At 37.1% G+C, this 14447-nt stretch carries 19 protein-coding genes; 14 read left to right on the top strand and 5 right to left on the bottom strand.

The annotated features are described in order from the left end of the window. Positions 1-10 precede the first annotated feature (10 nt). A complete protein-coding gene (locus M3189_RS15465; protein ID WP_251634973.1) occupies positions 11-253 on the bottom strand; it encodes a DNA alkylation repair protein in 243 nt (80 codons plus the stop codon). A 96-nt stretch (positions 254-349) separates the two neighbouring features. Here M3189_RS15465 and M3189_RS15460 point away from each other — a divergent pair, with 96 nt between their 5' ends. Both M3189_RS15460 and M3189_RS15455 read left to right on the top strand, forming a co-directional pair. Beyond that, positions 350-637, top strand: coding sequence for a hypothetical protein (locus M3189_RS15460; RefSeq protein ID WP_251634972.1), 288 nt, complete (start codon positions 350-352; stop codon positions 635-637). Positions 638-639: 2 nt separating this feature from the next. Continuing rightward, the gene (locus M3189_RS15455) at positions 640-1107 is read left to right on the top strand and encodes a FixH family protein (RefSeq protein WP_251634971.1); all 468 of its coding nucleotides are present in this window, start codon (positions 640-642) and stop codon (positions 1105-1107) included. 37 nt (positions 1108-1144) lie between these two features. On the opposite strand, the gene M3189_RS15450 is transcribed toward M3189_RS15455, so the two are convergent. Beyond that, the gene (locus M3189_RS15450) at positions 1145-1573 is read right to left on the bottom strand and encodes an Hsp20/alpha crystallin family protein (protein ID WP_251634970.1); all 429 of its coding nucleotides are present in this window, start codon (positions 1571-1573) and stop codon (positions 1145-1147) included. A 194-nt stretch (positions 1574-1767) separates the two neighbouring features. Between M3189_RS15450 and M3189_RS15445 the strand changes: the two genes are divergently transcribed. Both M3189_RS15445 and M3189_RS15440 read left to right on the top strand, forming a co-directional pair. Continuing rightward, positions 1768-2547: an SDR family oxidoreductase gene (locus M3189_RS15445; protein ID WP_251634969.1), complete on the top strand. Its 780-nt coding sequence runs from the start codon at positions 1768-1770 to the stop codon at positions 2545-2547. A 125-nt stretch (positions 2548-2672) separates the two neighbouring features. Beyond that, a complete protein-coding gene (locus tag M3189_RS15440) occupies positions 2673-2831 on the top strand; it encodes a hypothetical protein (protein WP_251634968.1) in 159 nt (52 codons plus the stop codon). 52 nt (positions 2832-2883) lie between these two features. On the opposite strand, the gene M3189_RS15435 is transcribed toward M3189_RS15440, so the two are convergent. Together M3189_RS15435 and M3189_RS15430 are read right to left on the bottom strand one after the other, a co-directional pair. After that, positions 2884-3444, bottom strand: coding sequence for a GNAT family N-acetyltransferase (locus M3189_RS15435; protein ID WP_251634967.1), 561 nt, complete (start codon positions 3442-3444; stop codon positions 2884-2886). A gap of 312 nt (positions 3445-3756) precedes the next feature. Further along, a complete protein-coding gene (locus tag M3189_RS15430) occupies positions 3757-4881 on the bottom strand; it encodes an amidohydrolase (RefSeq protein WP_251635576.1) in 1125 nt (374 codons plus the stop codon). 172 nt (positions 4882-5053) lie between these two features. On the opposite strand from M3189_RS15430, the gene M3189_RS15425 reads away from it, so the two are divergent. The 6 genes from M3189_RS15425 (at position 5054) to dapF (ending at position 9341) form a co-directional block, all read left to right on the top strand. Beyond that, the gene (locus tag M3189_RS15425) at positions 5054-5377 is read left to right on the top strand and encodes a DUF4870 domain-containing protein (protein WP_251634966.1); all 324 of its coding nucleotides are present in this window, start codon (positions 5054-5056) and stop codon (positions 5375-5377) included. 101 nt (positions 5378-5478) lie between these two features. Continuing rightward, positions 5479-5679 carry a PLDc N-terminal domain-containing protein gene (locus M3189_RS15420; RefSeq protein ID WP_251634965.1) on the top strand — a complete coding sequence of 67 codons (201 nt, stop codon included), beginning with the start codon at positions 5479-5481 and terminating at the stop codon, positions 5677-5679. Next, complete coding sequence (locus tag M3189_RS15415) at positions 5679-6587, top strand: ABC transporter ATP-binding protein (protein WP_251634964.1); 909 nt, start codon at positions 5679-5681, stop codon at positions 6585-6587. Before M3189_RS15420 ends, M3189_RS15415 begins: the two co-directional genes overlap by 1 nt. Continuing rightward, the gene (locus tag M3189_RS15410; RefSeq protein WP_251634963.1) at positions 6584-7363 is read left to right on the top strand and encodes an ABC transporter permease subunit; all 780 of its coding nucleotides are present in this window, start codon (positions 6584-6586) and stop codon (positions 7361-7363) included. The genes M3189_RS15415 and M3189_RS15410 overlap by 4 nt, the downstream gene beginning before the upstream one ends. Before the next feature lie 149 nt (positions 7364-7512). Continuing rightward, entirely contained in the window at positions 7513-8298 is a 786-nt protein-coding gene (locus tag M3189_RS15405) for a hypothetical protein (RefSeq protein WP_251634962.1), read from the top strand. 62 nt (positions 8299-8360) lie between these two features. Beyond that, the gene (gene dapF, locus M3189_RS15400; protein WP_251634961.1) at positions 8361-9341 is read left to right on the top strand and encodes a diaminopimelate epimerase; all 981 of its coding nucleotides are present in this window, start codon (positions 8361-8363) and stop codon (positions 9339-9341) included. A gap of 369 nt (positions 9342-9710) precedes the next feature. On the opposite strand, the gene M3189_RS15395 is transcribed toward dapF, so the two are convergent. Beyond that, positions 9711-11543: a DNA ligase D gene (locus M3189_RS15395; protein ID WP_251635574.1), complete on the bottom strand. Its 1833-nt coding sequence runs from the start codon at positions 11541-11543 to the stop codon at positions 9711-9713. A gap of 129 nt (positions 11544-11672) precedes the next feature. Here M3189_RS15395 and M3189_RS15390 point away from each other — a divergent pair, with 129 nt between their 5' ends. The 4 genes from M3189_RS15390 (at position 11673) to M3189_RS15375 (ending at position 14431) form a co-directional block, all read left to right on the top strand. Next, a complete protein-coding gene (locus tag M3189_RS15390; protein WP_251634960.1) occupies positions 11673-12572 on the top strand; it encodes a Ku protein in 900 nt (299 codons plus the stop codon). A gap of 135 nt (positions 12573-12707) precedes the next feature. After that, complete coding sequence (locus M3189_RS15385) at positions 12708-13670, top strand: nucleoside hydrolase (RefSeq protein ID WP_251634959.1); 963 nt, start codon at positions 12708-12710, stop codon at positions 13668-13670. A 238-nt stretch (positions 13671-13908) separates the two neighbouring features. Further along, a complete protein-coding gene (locus M3189_RS15380; protein ID WP_251634958.1) occupies positions 13909-14109 on the top strand; it encodes a cold-shock protein in 201 nt (66 codons plus the stop codon). Between the two features lie 118 nt (positions 14110-14227). Beyond that, entirely contained in the window at positions 14228-14431 is a 204-nt protein-coding gene (locus M3189_RS15375; protein WP_251634957.1) for a cold-shock protein, read from the top strand. Positions 14432-14447 lie beyond the last annotated feature (16 nt).

The raw sequence follows: 14447 nt of genomic DNA, 5'->3' as shown, positions 1-14447 counted from the left end.
GTTTTCTCTGTTAGGCCTGTTCTCCAAATTTAATGAATGTCCTTTCGTCCTCAATTAGACCACAGGAGGCACATTGGATTCGATAATCAGGTCCTTTGTATGGAAGGTGAAAGGGTTCTAATTCATTTTGATTGTATTCCTTCATCACTTCACCGGATTGCGGGTCAAGCTTTACCGATTGCGCAACTTGTTGAATGATATTAAAACGACTTCGATTGGTTTTACAATTAGGACATTTATAAGGCGTAGACATTTAAAACTCCTTTCAAGGTGTTGTTAAAATCTATTTTTTGCAATAATATTGGAAAGTATGTAACAATGCAATTGAGGAGATATGGAGGTGGGGTTATTGACAATCGTAAATATCAATTTTGATGAATTACTAGCTGAGTATCGAATGGTTTGGAATAACCGAATGCTAGCTACTAGTGATAGAAGCAGTGAGGAGACTTTAAAAGAAGCAATAAAGAGAGAACTGCTTGATGAGAACTCTCATCCGAGAATACGGAAGAGTAAATTTGAAAAATACTATTCCGCGATTAGCAGAATCACACAGTCTACCATCTCAAATGAAACTAAAGTATCACTTATCCATGTCCACAATGGAATTATGGAGAATTTGATAAAGGAGAGTTAAACATGAAAAAAATTAAATTGCTATGTCTATTGAGTTTAGTCTTATTGGTCCTCGGTGCTTGCGGTACTAAAGACAATCAAAATCAAGCTGATAAAGAGCTGCCTGAGTTTGTTGAAGTCGAGTTGACTGTTACACCCGAGCACGGACAAGCGAATGAACCGATTATATTTGAAGCAAAGGTAACACAGGGAGAAGAGAATGTTGAAGACGCAGATGAGGTGAAATTTGAAATTTGGCTTGCTAACGATGAAAACCACGAAAAGGTAGTGGTTGAGCATTCTGAAAATGGAGTCTATCGCTTAGAAAGGTCGTTTGCACAAGAAGGAACGTATTATATTATTTCACACGTAACAGCTAGAGATATGCACAATATGCCTAAGAAGGAATTTATTATCGGTACACCAAGTGAACCAGAGGACCCAAATAAATCAAAGGATTCAATGGAAGGCATGGATATGGAAGGGCATTAAAGAATAAAGACAGCAGTGTATAATTGCTGTCTTTTTTCTATATCTCTGTAACATCAATTTGCGAATATTGAATGTCATAGGATTTTATTAATTTGATTTCAAGTATTCCATCTTTATATTTTGCAGAGGAACCCTTCTTTTTTACCATAGCTGGAAGCGTGATGGAATGTTTAGCATCCTGCTCGGGTATATGTTCTACCATCAACTGATTTGCAGTATGATAAATACGTATATCCTTAAGGCGAGATTCGTCCTTAATTGGTATTCTAACAAATACAGAATCATGCGTTTCAAAGGCAGAAGAGTTTAATGGATTACCCTTTTGAGTGGGTTGGGATTGATAATGATTTATACCGTCTTCGGGATTAAAGGTACCTCCCGACTGAGAGGCCATTACATTTCCCATAATGCCTTTAATAAATTGGTCAATTTCATCTGGTTTCATATGCTGAAGCTTATTCTTCATGTCTTTATTAAAAGGAAATAAATTCCACGGGAACATAATTTCCCCACCCTTTCTGCATACTCTCACTGGGCATTTGTTACCTTATTCTATGCAATAGAGGTAGTAAGCGTTATAAATTACCATTTAATTTTGCATCTAAAACCAAGCATATCGAACATATAGTTAAGAAAAACAGTAATGAGAGGTATTGTCTCATGAAGAAAAAAACAGCTTTAATTACTGGAGGAGCTACTGGTCTTGGAGGAAAAACTGCTTGTCAGCTTGCAGAACAAGGTTATCAGTTGGCGATTAATTATCGAAACAGTAAAAAAGAAGCTTTTCTTTTAACTCAAGAGCTTGAAAAAAAATTCGGAAATAAGGTACTTTGCATTCAAGGTGATGTGGCAAATCAGGTGGATTGTACGCACATTGTTGAACAAGTCTTGTCGGAATTTTCCTCGATTGATGTTGTTATTCATAATGCTGGACCATATGTACGTGAGAGAAAGAAAATGACGGAGTATACAATCGATGAATGGAACTATTTAATAAACGGGAATTTAAATGCAGTCTTTTATTTATCCAAAGTAATCATTCCAATTATGCGAAAGCAGCAATGGGGAAGAATTATTACCATGGGTTTTGATAGAGTGGAAACAGCCCCTGGCTGGGTTTTTCGATCGGCATTTAGTGCAGCAAAAACAGCACTTGCTTCACTTACTAGGACCATTGCCATTGAAGAAGCTCCTTTTGGGATAACTGCTAATATGGTTTGCCCCGGGGATATCCTCTCACAGTGGAAGGAGAAAGATATTAAAGATTCCACCTTAAGTGAAAACGTCCCAGTAGGACGTCAAGGAACGGGAGAGGATATATCGAGAGTAATTTCCTTTCTTCTTGATGAGAAATCTGATTTCATTACAGGGTGTATTATTCCTGTAACAGGTGGAATGGATGTTCTTGGGAAGGTCCATTCTGGAAGAAGAACGATATGAAAAATCAAAGTAATGTAGATAAGATTTTTCTTTTACAAATTTTTGAACTATTCGATTTTATGGGATAAATTGTATTCCTTTTGTGGATAATAGATGTAACACATCTATGAAAGGAGCAAAATAAAATGAGTTTTAACATGAACAGAATTAATCCAAATCAAACTCAAGTATTTTTTCATGATGGTCGTTTTGAAACATTAACGAATGAGGAACTAGATGAATTTTTGCTCCACATGGGTATTAGTGAGGTTAATTCAGGAATAGAACAGGATGTAACAGATTAAAAATATTTCCATATGTAAATAAAAAGAGCAACCGGCCTGAAGCCGGTTGCTTTTATGCTTCTAACAAATGAGAAGGTTCTTCTGGTACAGCAACATTTCTCATGAGATAGAAGGAGTATTGGTCTTTAGGTATTTCATATAAATCGTACACATCACCATCAGCATTCAACTGCTCATAAAGTGATTTTCTCGTTTCGTTTGCCTTAACCACGTAAGGGAGTTTTTCGGCAGCCTTAATAGACCTTATATTTACTTTACGAATCCTCATAAAGATGGTTTCTATTCCCATGCTATAAAAAACCTCTTGGAAAAAGGCATCCTTTGCGGGGCTATTGTAGCCTTTTCCATGGTATGGCTTACCAAGCCATGTTCCAAGAAATCCAGCATTATCTTCAATATCAAAAAGGTTAATCGTTCCGATTGGGTTACCCCATTCATCAAGAATCGTCCGTGAAATTAATTCACCGCGCTCTTCTGCCTCTATTGTTTGTTTCGTCATAAATATAAATTCTTCATATGAATCACATTTTTGGCGCACAAAAGGGAAGACATCTGGATGCGACATTAGTTCAAATAATACATGGCTGTCATGAAGATCTCGTTTCTTAAGCATTGAATTTCCCTCCATTGGGCAATCCGATCCCATGTCTAAAGAAGCGGCCCACCCTCGAAATTTTTTATTCAGATAAACTAAAAAATTTCGGGGTGGGAATCGAACCCACTAGAACCAGGTATTACTGGTGGCGCACCATTTGCCTTCCCTATATCATTTTGTTTGTTGATGAAAAATAATGTGATTTACCCCCCAGATTTTTAGGCCTATTTCGGTCTCACTTAGAGTATCATACAAGAAAAAATGTAAAAAATAAATAGGTTTTTTGTTGTTTTTTCGCATTTTTTTATTGGCAAATTTCAACATTTTCTACTATTCTGAGAAAACAATTTCACCATGAATCATCGTCCATTTTGGTTTTGCTAAATAATGAAAAGGATGGTGACTCCATAGCACTAAATCAGCTTCTTTTCCCTCATCAATGCTGCCCAAATGAGTGTCTAACTTTAGGTTCCTTGCCGGTAGTATCGTGATTCCTTCAAGTGCCTTTTGCTCGGAAAGACCCTCGCGCACGGCTATGCCCGCACATATATTTAAATATTGAATTGGGGTATAAGGATGATCAGTTGTTATTGATACTTCGACACCATTATTCGTAAGCTCTTGATAGGTTTTCCAAGTCTTGTTTTTTAGTTCAATTTTTGATCTCCTGGTTAAGGTCGGTCCGACAGAAACTTTTAAATGGATTCCAGATAACTCACTGGCAATTAAATGTCCTTCAGTACAATGCTCAATTCTTAAATCTAAGTTGAATTCCTCCGCAAGACGTAGTGCGGTAATAATATCATCAGCACGATGCGCATGAATTCTGACAGGAATTTCTCTTTTTAAAGCCATAACAAGTGGAGCTACTCTTAAATCCTCAGGGATATCTGTATGGATTGCTTTATAAAAAGCTTCCCTGAGCATTCCCATGATTCCCATTCTTGTAATGGAGTCATTATTTCCCTGACTATGAATTCTTTTCGGATTTTCTCCCAATGCAAGCTTTAGACCCGCGATTTCTTGTACAATCATTTTTTTAACATTTTTACCCGTTGTTTTAATAACAGATGTGGTTCCACCGATGACATTGGCACTGCCAGGCATGACATGTGCTGTTGTGATGCCGCTTTTAATTGCATCGGTGAAGGCGGGGTCTAGTGGATAGACTCCATCGATGGCTCGTATATGAGGTGTCATTGCCTCAGCCGTTTCGTTGGCGTCATTACCAGCCCATCCAGTTCCTTCATCATATAAACCTAAATGTGTATGAACATCAATGAATCCTGGTAATAGATATTGATTATTACAGTTAATAATTTTGACATCATTATCAAAAGGAAGATTTTTTCCTATTTTTAGAATTTTCCCATTCTCAACCAAGACATCCCCGTTTTCAATTGGCTGTGATGTGATTGGATACACATGAGCGTTTTTTAGAAGTATTTTCATGATAATTTAACCTTTCCCCACGCTGGTAATAGTATTTTTACTATTTTATCAACAGAACTGCTGAAGTGGTAGTAGGAAATGAGTGATTTTTTAAAAAAGTACGAAACCTTTTCTTTGCATCAGCGTAAGTATTAGGGAAAGATAGAAAAAATTTTTCCTTTGGGGGAATCATAAAATGGTAAAAAGTGAAGAAAGAATGCTTGCGGCAATTCTCTATGTTGTTAGTCTTTTTTTTCCAATTATAGGGCCTCTTGTTATCTGGTTATTAAAAAAGGATGAGTCATCATTTATCAATTATCACGGAAGAGAATATTTTAACTTTTTCATTTCTTACACCGTTTATTCAGTAATAAGCGGAATCTTAGTCTTCCTACTAGTTGGTATTTTCCTCTTATGGATTTTGGGAATTATGGCCTTAGTATTTACAATCATCGCTGCTGTAAAAGCTTATGAAGGAAATGAATATCGATTCCCATTAGTCTTTAGAGTAATAAAATAATATAAACCAACAAGCCCAGCAAAAAAAAATTTGCTGGGTTTTGAACGTTTTTATAGTTCAAACGTCATATCATTATAAAAAGCAAATAAGGGGGAGTAGCATTGGAATTTTTAGAAGGTATTAACTGGGGGTTGCTTGCACCATTATTTATTGTTCAACTTATTTTACTCGTTGTATCACTCGTGGATTTATCGCGAATTGAAAAGACCAATGGTCCGAAGCTTCTTTGGGTGTTTATTATTATTTTTGTCAATATTATTGGGCCCATTCTCTATTTTGTGATTGGAAGGAGAAATAATTAATGTCTCTCATCCGAATTAAAGGGCTAAAAAAGAGTTTTCAAGGTCATGAGGTAATAAAGGGGCTGGATTTTAAGCTTGAAAAGGGCAAGTGTATTGCCCTTTTAGGTCCAAATGGGGCAGGTAAAACGACAACGCTGCGAATGCTTTCAGGATTAATGAAACCGACTGAAGGATCAATTACCTTTAGTGATGCTAAAAAGGATGGAGATATACGCCACCTAATTGGCTATTTACCACAATTTCCAGTTTTCTATGACTGGATGTCAGGATTGGAATTTCTGCAATATGTAGGAAAACTTGCAGGATTAACAAGTAAAGAAGCAAAGAAACGTTCCTTGGAACTGCTTGAACTTGTTGGAATCAGTGATGCGAAAAACAGAAGAGTAGGTAAGTACTCGGGAGGGATGAAACAAAGGCTCGGTATTGCACAGGCAATCATTCACCGTCCGCAATTAGTAATGCTGGATGAACCCGTTTCTGCATTAGATCCATTTGGCAGAAGAGAAGTACTCGAGCTACTAGATGGATTGAAAAAGGAGACAACGATCCTGTTCTCTACTCATATTCTGAATGATGCTGAGGAAGTTTGTGATGAAATATTATTTCTACATAATGGTGAAATTGTTGAGTCAGGTTCAATGGAGGCCTTACGTGAACGGCATCAGCAGTCAAAAATCGACTTTATTTTCCGTAAAAAAACCGAGGAGATGGCGAGTACTCTCAAAAACCATTTGTTAACTCAATCCATTTTAGTTGATGGAAATCGAATTAGTATTTTTGTTACGAATGTAGAGCTGGCCAGGAAAGAATTTTTAAAACTGATTTACGAAAAAGATTGGCAATTGGATAGATTTGAAGTGAGCAGTATGACCCTTGAGGATGTATTTATGAAGGTGGTGGGAAAATGAGCCAGTGGATGACGCTTTTTCAAAAAGAGATTCTTGAAATGTGGAGAAATTTTAAATGGATCTGGGTACCCATTACCTTTATCTTATTAGGCGTATCAGAGCCAATAACGAGTTATTACTTGCCGGAAATCATTAAATCATTTGGAGGCCTGCCAGAAGGGGCGGTTATTGATATACCACCTCCAACGGCTGGAGCCGTATTAGCTTCCGGTCTTAGCCAATATTCTACTCTCGGGGTGTTAATTATTGTTCTTGGCACAATGGGTGTTATTGCTGGTGAAAGAAAAAGTGGCGTGGCAGCCATGATTTTAGTTAAACCAGTATCTTATTTATCATATGTTACTTCAAAATGGGCGGGAAGCCTGCTATTAGTGTGGTTTTCTTTATTTAGCGGGTACCTGTCAACCTGGTATTATACGGGTCAGTTATTTGAATGGGTTGCTTTCGGTGAATTCCTCCATTCATTTGTTTTGTATGGATTATGGTTGACTGTCATCTTAACACTTACCGTATTTTTTAGTTCAGCACTATTGTCTCCTGGTATGGCAGGATTCATTTCTCTGGCACTCGCACTGGTTGTGAGTATAATTAGCGGTGCACTTTCTCACTTACTAGAGTGGAGTCCTTCACAATTAACTAGTTATGCAAGTGCGTTACTAGTAACTGGGGAACTTCCCGAGGATACACTGCTAGCGATTCTAATCAGTATCCTTCTCATCATTGTTCTATTATGGTTAAGTGTGTTCTTATTTAAGAAAAAAGAGCTTGCCTCGTAAGGGCATTTTGGTTGAAATATAGCAGTTTTCATGAAGAGGTCATTTGATGGCTTCTTTTTTTCTACTAATTTAACGAAAAAACTCCTATCATTTTTTTTGTTCACGTTTAATAGAATAAATATAAGAGGGGCAGATAAGGAGTTTTCAAGATGAAAATACATGAATTTTACCGTGGCAGCGCCAATATAACTTTAAATGGAAGCATAGCAGCGCTTGTTCCTGCAATCATCATCGGTGTTGGGAACCTATATTATTTTCAAAATAAGCAGATTATGTTATGGTTGATACCTTTTATTGTTTACAGCCTCGTTAGTTTTCAAATCTACCTTTTTAGAATGAAACAATCTATTTCGGTGGAACGTAGTATGCCGCATTTACAAAGCCATTACCAAAGTATATTTGAAGCTAGACACCTTGTTGCAGTTTTTATGAATCTCCAACAGCCTTGTTTACATCTCTTTTTTCCTGACGGACACCGAGCAGGAATAATTAGGAAATATAAGCAAAAAGGGTTTTTCTTATTTAGAAAACCTAGAATCTATGCGCTTTATAATAATCAAGAGATCGCTGTTGGATTTTATAAAATAAAGCAGTTAAAGAGGTTAGTTATTGAGGTTTACGATCGAAATATGAATTTTTTAGGCTGTTATGAAAAAGAAAAAATATCTTGGTTAAAAAGTAAGAAAGAAATGATTGATGAGAGTGGTCACAGTATTGGTTCTGTTGAGGGTTCACAATATTTTTTGGATGAACGTGTTTTGAATCAGTCCGGGCAGCAGGTCGGACGGCTGAGGCGGGGATGGATGCCTGTTGAATGGAGTGGTCGTTTTCCTGAACCAAATACTCCCGTTCTTTCGCTTTCAGAAACATTATCAGAAAAGGACAAACTAGTAAGGATGTCCTTATTGATTCATGAATATTTTATTGAGAGGTAAGGCAGTGTTATTCTCGCCAATTATTTGATAGAATAAGTTAAAAAATGGCGGAGGTATTTGTGGTGCAAATTGATTTAATTAAAGGTCATGGTTCAGGAAATGATTTTCTCTTAATTGATGAAATAACGAATTCTTATTCCTTTTCGGAAAGCGAAAGGTCGCAGCTTGCTACTTTGTTATGTGACAGAGATTCAGAATTAGGGGCAGATGGTATTCTTTTTATTATGAAAAGCAACCATGCGGATGGAAGAATGCGGGTATTTAACACTGATGGTTCAGAGGCATCGATGTGTGGGAACGGTCTTCGGTTGGTGGCTAGATATGTTTGTGAAATGCAGGGGCTTAATGAAGCGGTTATTGAAACGATGAAGGCGGATTTAAAGGTGAGTAAGCAAACAGATATTTATCCCAGTGTACCCACCTACCAAGTAGAAATTTCACCCGTTTCTTTTCGTTTGGGTGACTTGCCATTGAATCTAAATGAACCAAACTTAATAAATGAAAAAATCCGTGAGCTGTCAGAGGAATTAACGTTTTCAGCGCTTGCAGTGCCGAACCCTCATTTAATCTCGGTTGTGGAAACAGACCAATTGAAATCCGGAGTGCAAAAAGAGATAAGTGAGCAGGTGAATAATCCAAATACGTTATTCCCTGATGGCGTGAACGTCAGCTTCGTTAAATCCTTGGATGAGGGAAGTATTTATGTAAATACCTTTGAGCGCGGGGTAGGCTTCACAAATGCATGTGGTACTGCGATGTCAGCATCGTCATTAGTCACATGTCTACAAGGACTGAATCATGTAGAGGAAATAATTAATGTTTATAATAATGGCGGTAAAGTTCAATGCGTGGTTCATGAAAATAACGAGAATTATTCTATTGATTTGATTGGAAATGCAACATACTTATACCATGCGAAGATTGAAGTTGAATTGGCTCGGAAAACCTTTCAAGTAAGTTCGAAGGAGGAGTTTGCTGAACAGCAAACCTACGAAAGACTACAGGCAGAAGCCCAAGCCTATTTGAAGAAAACAGGATTGTAAAATAGTTAAAATAAGGTCACATAGAAATTTTTATGTGACCTTTTTGTTCGTGCAGGTTACTTGGAGTGACCGAGGAGCTAGTTTGAAAGGAATTTGGGACAATGCAGACAGGCTGGAGTGACCGAAGAGCTAGTATGAAAGGGATTTGGGTAAATGCAAGCAGGCTGGAGTGACCGAAGAGCTTGTTGAAAATGAATTTGGGTAAATGCAAGCAGTCTGGAGTGACCGAAGAGCTTGTCGAAAATGAATTTGGGTCAATGCAGACACTGGGTATAGTTACCGAGATTAGATTAATTACAAAGGAACGGTAACTATAAGAGCTCCATAGTGACCGAAACCAAATTTGAAACAAGGTAACGGTCACTAAGATTATTTCTTTGCTTTTAATACTTCTAAAACAGGCTCAAAGGCCTGAATAGATTTGGTTTGAAAGTAATTTTTAAACGGGTCGCCTTGTTTTCGAATACGATGCAAAGCATTCTCCATTGTAAAGTGTACCGGATTCAGTTTGTCACTCACTTCTTCCCAATAAAGTGGTGTGGCCACTCCGGCATGCTCATTTCCCCTCATCGAATAGGGGGCAACAATCGTTTTCCCCTCACTATGCTGCACATAATCAACGTAAAGCCGGTTTCCACGATTTTTTTTCATACGTTCGGTGGTAAACGAATCAGGATCCTTTGAAATTAAATATTCGGCAATAAAGCTCGTAAATAAACGTGTATCATCAAAGGAAAATACATTCTCAGGGAGCGGCAGATAGACCTGTAATCCTTTATTTCCTGAGGTCTTTACAAATCCAATGAGATTCAATTGATCAAGTACCTCTTTGATTAACAATGCTGCCTTTACCGCCAAGTGAAATTCCTCCTTTGAGGGAGGATCCAAGTCAAAGACAATTTCACTCGCCCCCTTACTGTGTATGGTCTGAAAAGGGATATGGAATTCAATCGCCAGCTGATTCCCTAGCCAAATCAATGTTTTTAGATTGTTACAAACAATATAGTCAATACCTTCTTCCTGGTGTGTCTCTACAAAATCTGGTGCATACTCTGGACAATTCTTTTGATAAAAAGGGTCGCCGAACATACCATGAGGATAACGAATAACGGTCAAAATCCTATTTTCTAAAAAAGGCAGCATATAAGGAGAAATTTCACGCAGGTACAGAATAAAGTCCGCCTTTTGTATATCATTGTTTTTCCATAGAGGCTTATCAGGATGTGTAATATCCAAATCCTCAGGTAAGTTTTTTTGTTTAAAAATAAATTGTTCATATGTACATTCATGCGGTTTTAAATCAAAACGGAATGTATGAAAATGAGGCTCGCGCAACTGATTATCATAAAGCTCAAGATATTTAACCTCTAGACAAATAGCCGGGTCAACAAAGATAAATTGGCTGTCCTCAGAAACCATATTTTGTCTAATAGTACTTTGAAGTGCTGATTTCTCATCCGGTTTAAAACCAAAGAGCACTTGACCAATTCCATGGATTTGCCCTTCATGATAAACTCCTATATAAAAGTACCCATTTGCCTTTTCGAAGGCAGTAATAAAACAGGAGACATATTTCCAGTTTTTATATTTTAACCATTGTAGAGACCTTTTTCCCTCCTCCCAGAGGCTATTCTTATGCTTAGCAATAATTCCTTCCCCATCCTGTAATACAACGTTTTCCCATACTTTATTAAAATCTGTATGTGCTTTTACCAGCTGAATTAATTGATTACTATATGGATCTGCTTCAATGGGAAGACTAAGTTTTTCGAATAGGCTATTAAGCTCCTCCTTGCGTTTGGCAAACGATTTTGAGTGCATAGCTTTCCCAGCTAATACAAGAATATCGAATACCATTAAGCGACAAGGTGATTTAGCGGCTTGTTCAGCAATTTTTTTAGATGCTTTCATTCTGCCGCGAACCTGGATAGTAGAAAAGCTTGCCTTATAGGGACTTTCCAGAAATACAAGCTCACTATCTAGTCGAAGGGGAAGGTAGGGTTGAAAAAACTCCTCGTGAGACTCAAGGAATTCTTTTATTTCAGGGAATTGTGAAAGCAATGGCTTATCATTCCTGCTTGTTAAGGTAATTCCGTTTTTATCCCAATTCAAAATAGCCCGAAACCCGTCATATTTTACCTCGTACAGCCAATCAGGTTGAATGGTTAAATCAAAGGTTAGCGTTGGCAGCATCGGTTTCATTGATGTATTTCCTTTCTTTTTCTTTATTTTGTTACAAACCTTAATCATTCATCCTTTTCCAAATGTTTTTAGGAATGGAGTGGGTTAAGAAAAGCAAAAATAATAACAAAAAGATGGGAGAATGACGCTATGCATACGATGTGGAAAGGCAGCATTAGTTTTGGGCTGGTGAATATACCAATAAAGCTTCATACAGCCACTGAGGATAAAGACATTAAACTCCGGACTCTGCATAATAAATGCCATGCCCCGATTAAATATGAAAAGATCTGCACAGTATGTGAAGAGGAAGTAAAGCCCGAGGACATCGTTAAAGCATACGAATATACAAAAGGAAAATTTGTTGTGCTCGACCATGAGGACCTAGAAAAGATTCGCAAGGAAAATGAAGAGAAGGCTGTAGAAATCATTGATTTCGTCAAAATGGAGGAAATTGACCCTGTTTATTTTGACCGGAGTTATTATATGTCGCCAAATGAAGGTGGAAGTAAAGCCTATTCTTTGCTGCGAAAAGCTCTTCAAGAATCACATAAAGTGGGAATTGCAAAAATCGTTATTCGATCAAAAGAGCAAATGGCAGTGATTCGTGTGTATGATAATACCCTAGTAATGGAAACCATCCATTTTCCAGATGAGGTTCGCCGTGCAGCGGATGTTCCCAATGTTCCAGCGGACGATAAAGTAACGGATAAAGAATTAGATACAGCCATTATGCTGATTGACCAATTAACATCTGAATTTGAGCCTGAAAAATATACAGATGAATATCGAACGGCATTATTGGAATTAATCGAAGCCAAACGTTCGGGACAAGAAACGGTGACACCAACAGCGAAAGAAACACCTTCAAATGTTACCGATTTAATGGCGGCATTACAGGCATCAATTGATAGAACCAAGCCAAGAAGTGTAGCTGCTGGAATAAAAGAACCGACATTAAAGGAAAAAGCTGTGAAAAAAGAAACAATAGTCAAAAAGCCGGCAGCACCAAGAAAAAAGGCTGCACCAAAGGTAAAAAAAGAAGCCTAAGGAAGAAACCGATTCGACGAACTCGAGTCGGTTCTTTTTTGAGTATTTAGCCTTATAGCCGATAGTACTTTCAATCCAATTTTTGGCATATTCTTATGTAAGAATGAAAATTTAAAGAGGCACGGGGGAGAGGGAATGGCTTATAATGTGCTTTTGTTTTCAGATCCTGGAATTGATGATTCTTTTGCCATCATGTATGCATTATTAAATCCAGATTTAAATATTGTCGGAATTGTAAGTGGATATGGAAATACACCAAAAGAGCAATCTGTAAAAAATACAGCTTATTTACTTGATTTAGCTGGGCGAGAGGATATTCCTATCATTGCTGGAGCAGCAGGACCACTATCTGGTGAGTCTGTTCAGTTTTATCCTGAAATTCATGGACCGGAGGGACTAGGACCAATCAAGCCGCCTGATTCCCTTCAAAAAGTAGAGGTCCATGATTTTAATAAAATCCTCGAAATTATTAATGAATACAAAGGCGATCTTATTATCGTCAATGTTGGCAGATTGACAGAATTAGCTCTCATGTTCGTTTTATATGGGGATAATGTTTTTAAGGATGTAACTGCTTTTTATATAATGGGAGGTGCCTTCTTAGTTCCAGGGAATATTTCAGCAGAAGCAGAAGCTAACTTCTATTCTGATTCCATTGCGGCAAATATAGTGATGGAAAAAGCACATAATATATATTTATATCCATTAAATGTTACGAATAAAGCGATTATTACACCAGAGGTTATCAATTATCTTAGCGAAAACAGCCCAACACCTTTTAGACCATTACTAAAACCTGCCTTTGATTATTATTTTAAGGCCTATCAAAAAAACATACCAGGTATTAAAGGTGCACCATTTCATGATGTAATACCCTTAATGGCGATTACGAATCCTGAAATTGTAAGGTATATTCCAAGAAGAGTAAGAGTAGAAGAATTTGGTAAAGCAAAAGGAAAAAGTATTGCTGATTTCCGTCCCAAACCAGACAAAGAGCCTCCTGAAACCTTAGATAATATTGGTATGGAGGCTGATATCCAGAAGTTTGTCATTAACTTTATGGAAGTCTTCTTACAAGGAGATTTTGGAAAAAAATAATTTTTATTATTTATTTATAGTAGCTTGTTAGTATGCTATACTATTAACTTTATTGACTTTTAGATATAAATATGGTATTATAAAGATACGCTTTTAAGTTCGTGTAAATATTTATTGTTTAAGTAGTCGTAACTGCACGTAATGTGGGTGATGTCTATTACCCTGTTGTGTATTGCGGCTTTTTGATTGTTTAAATGGTTATTAACTTAAAGTGAACAAATCTTTGGGGGTACTATTCATGAATAACGGTAAAGTAAAATGGTTTAATGCAGAAAAAGGTTTTGGATTTATTGAAGCTGATGGCGGTCAAGATGTATTCGTACACTTCTCAGCAATTCAATCAGAAGGTTTCAAAACATTAGAAGAAGGTCAATCAGTTTCTTTCGAAATCGTCGAAGGCGCTCGTGGACCACAAGCTGCTAACGTAAAAGCTGTTTAATTCATTTAAAAAATAAAAGGTGGTGCAGTGATAAGGCATCACCTTTTTATCTTTATAAAGATGTATTAGCTTTAAATTACAAAAAACTGTTCTGCAAAAAGTACAAGGGGTGATCATTTTGGCGTTTGGTAGAAGAAATGATGAAGAAGTAAAGCTTGAAGAAACTAAAATTTGGGAATGTAATTCAGAGACGTGTAAGTGCTGGATTCGTGACAATTTTAAGAGCACTGAAGTGCCCCTCTGTCCAATATGCAAAAGTGAAATGAGTCAATCAACAAAAGAACTACAAGTCATTCATAACCACAGTAAAAACTTCATGTAATAAAAACAGAGAAAAA

Source organism: Neobacillus niacini (assembly GCF_023715415.1).
GTDB lineage: Bacteria > Bacillota > Bacilli > Bacillales > Cytobacillaceae > Neobacillus > Neobacillus niacini_C.
Note: the sequence above shows the minus strand (reverse complement) of the source record. Positions and strands in the feature narration are given on the sequence as shown.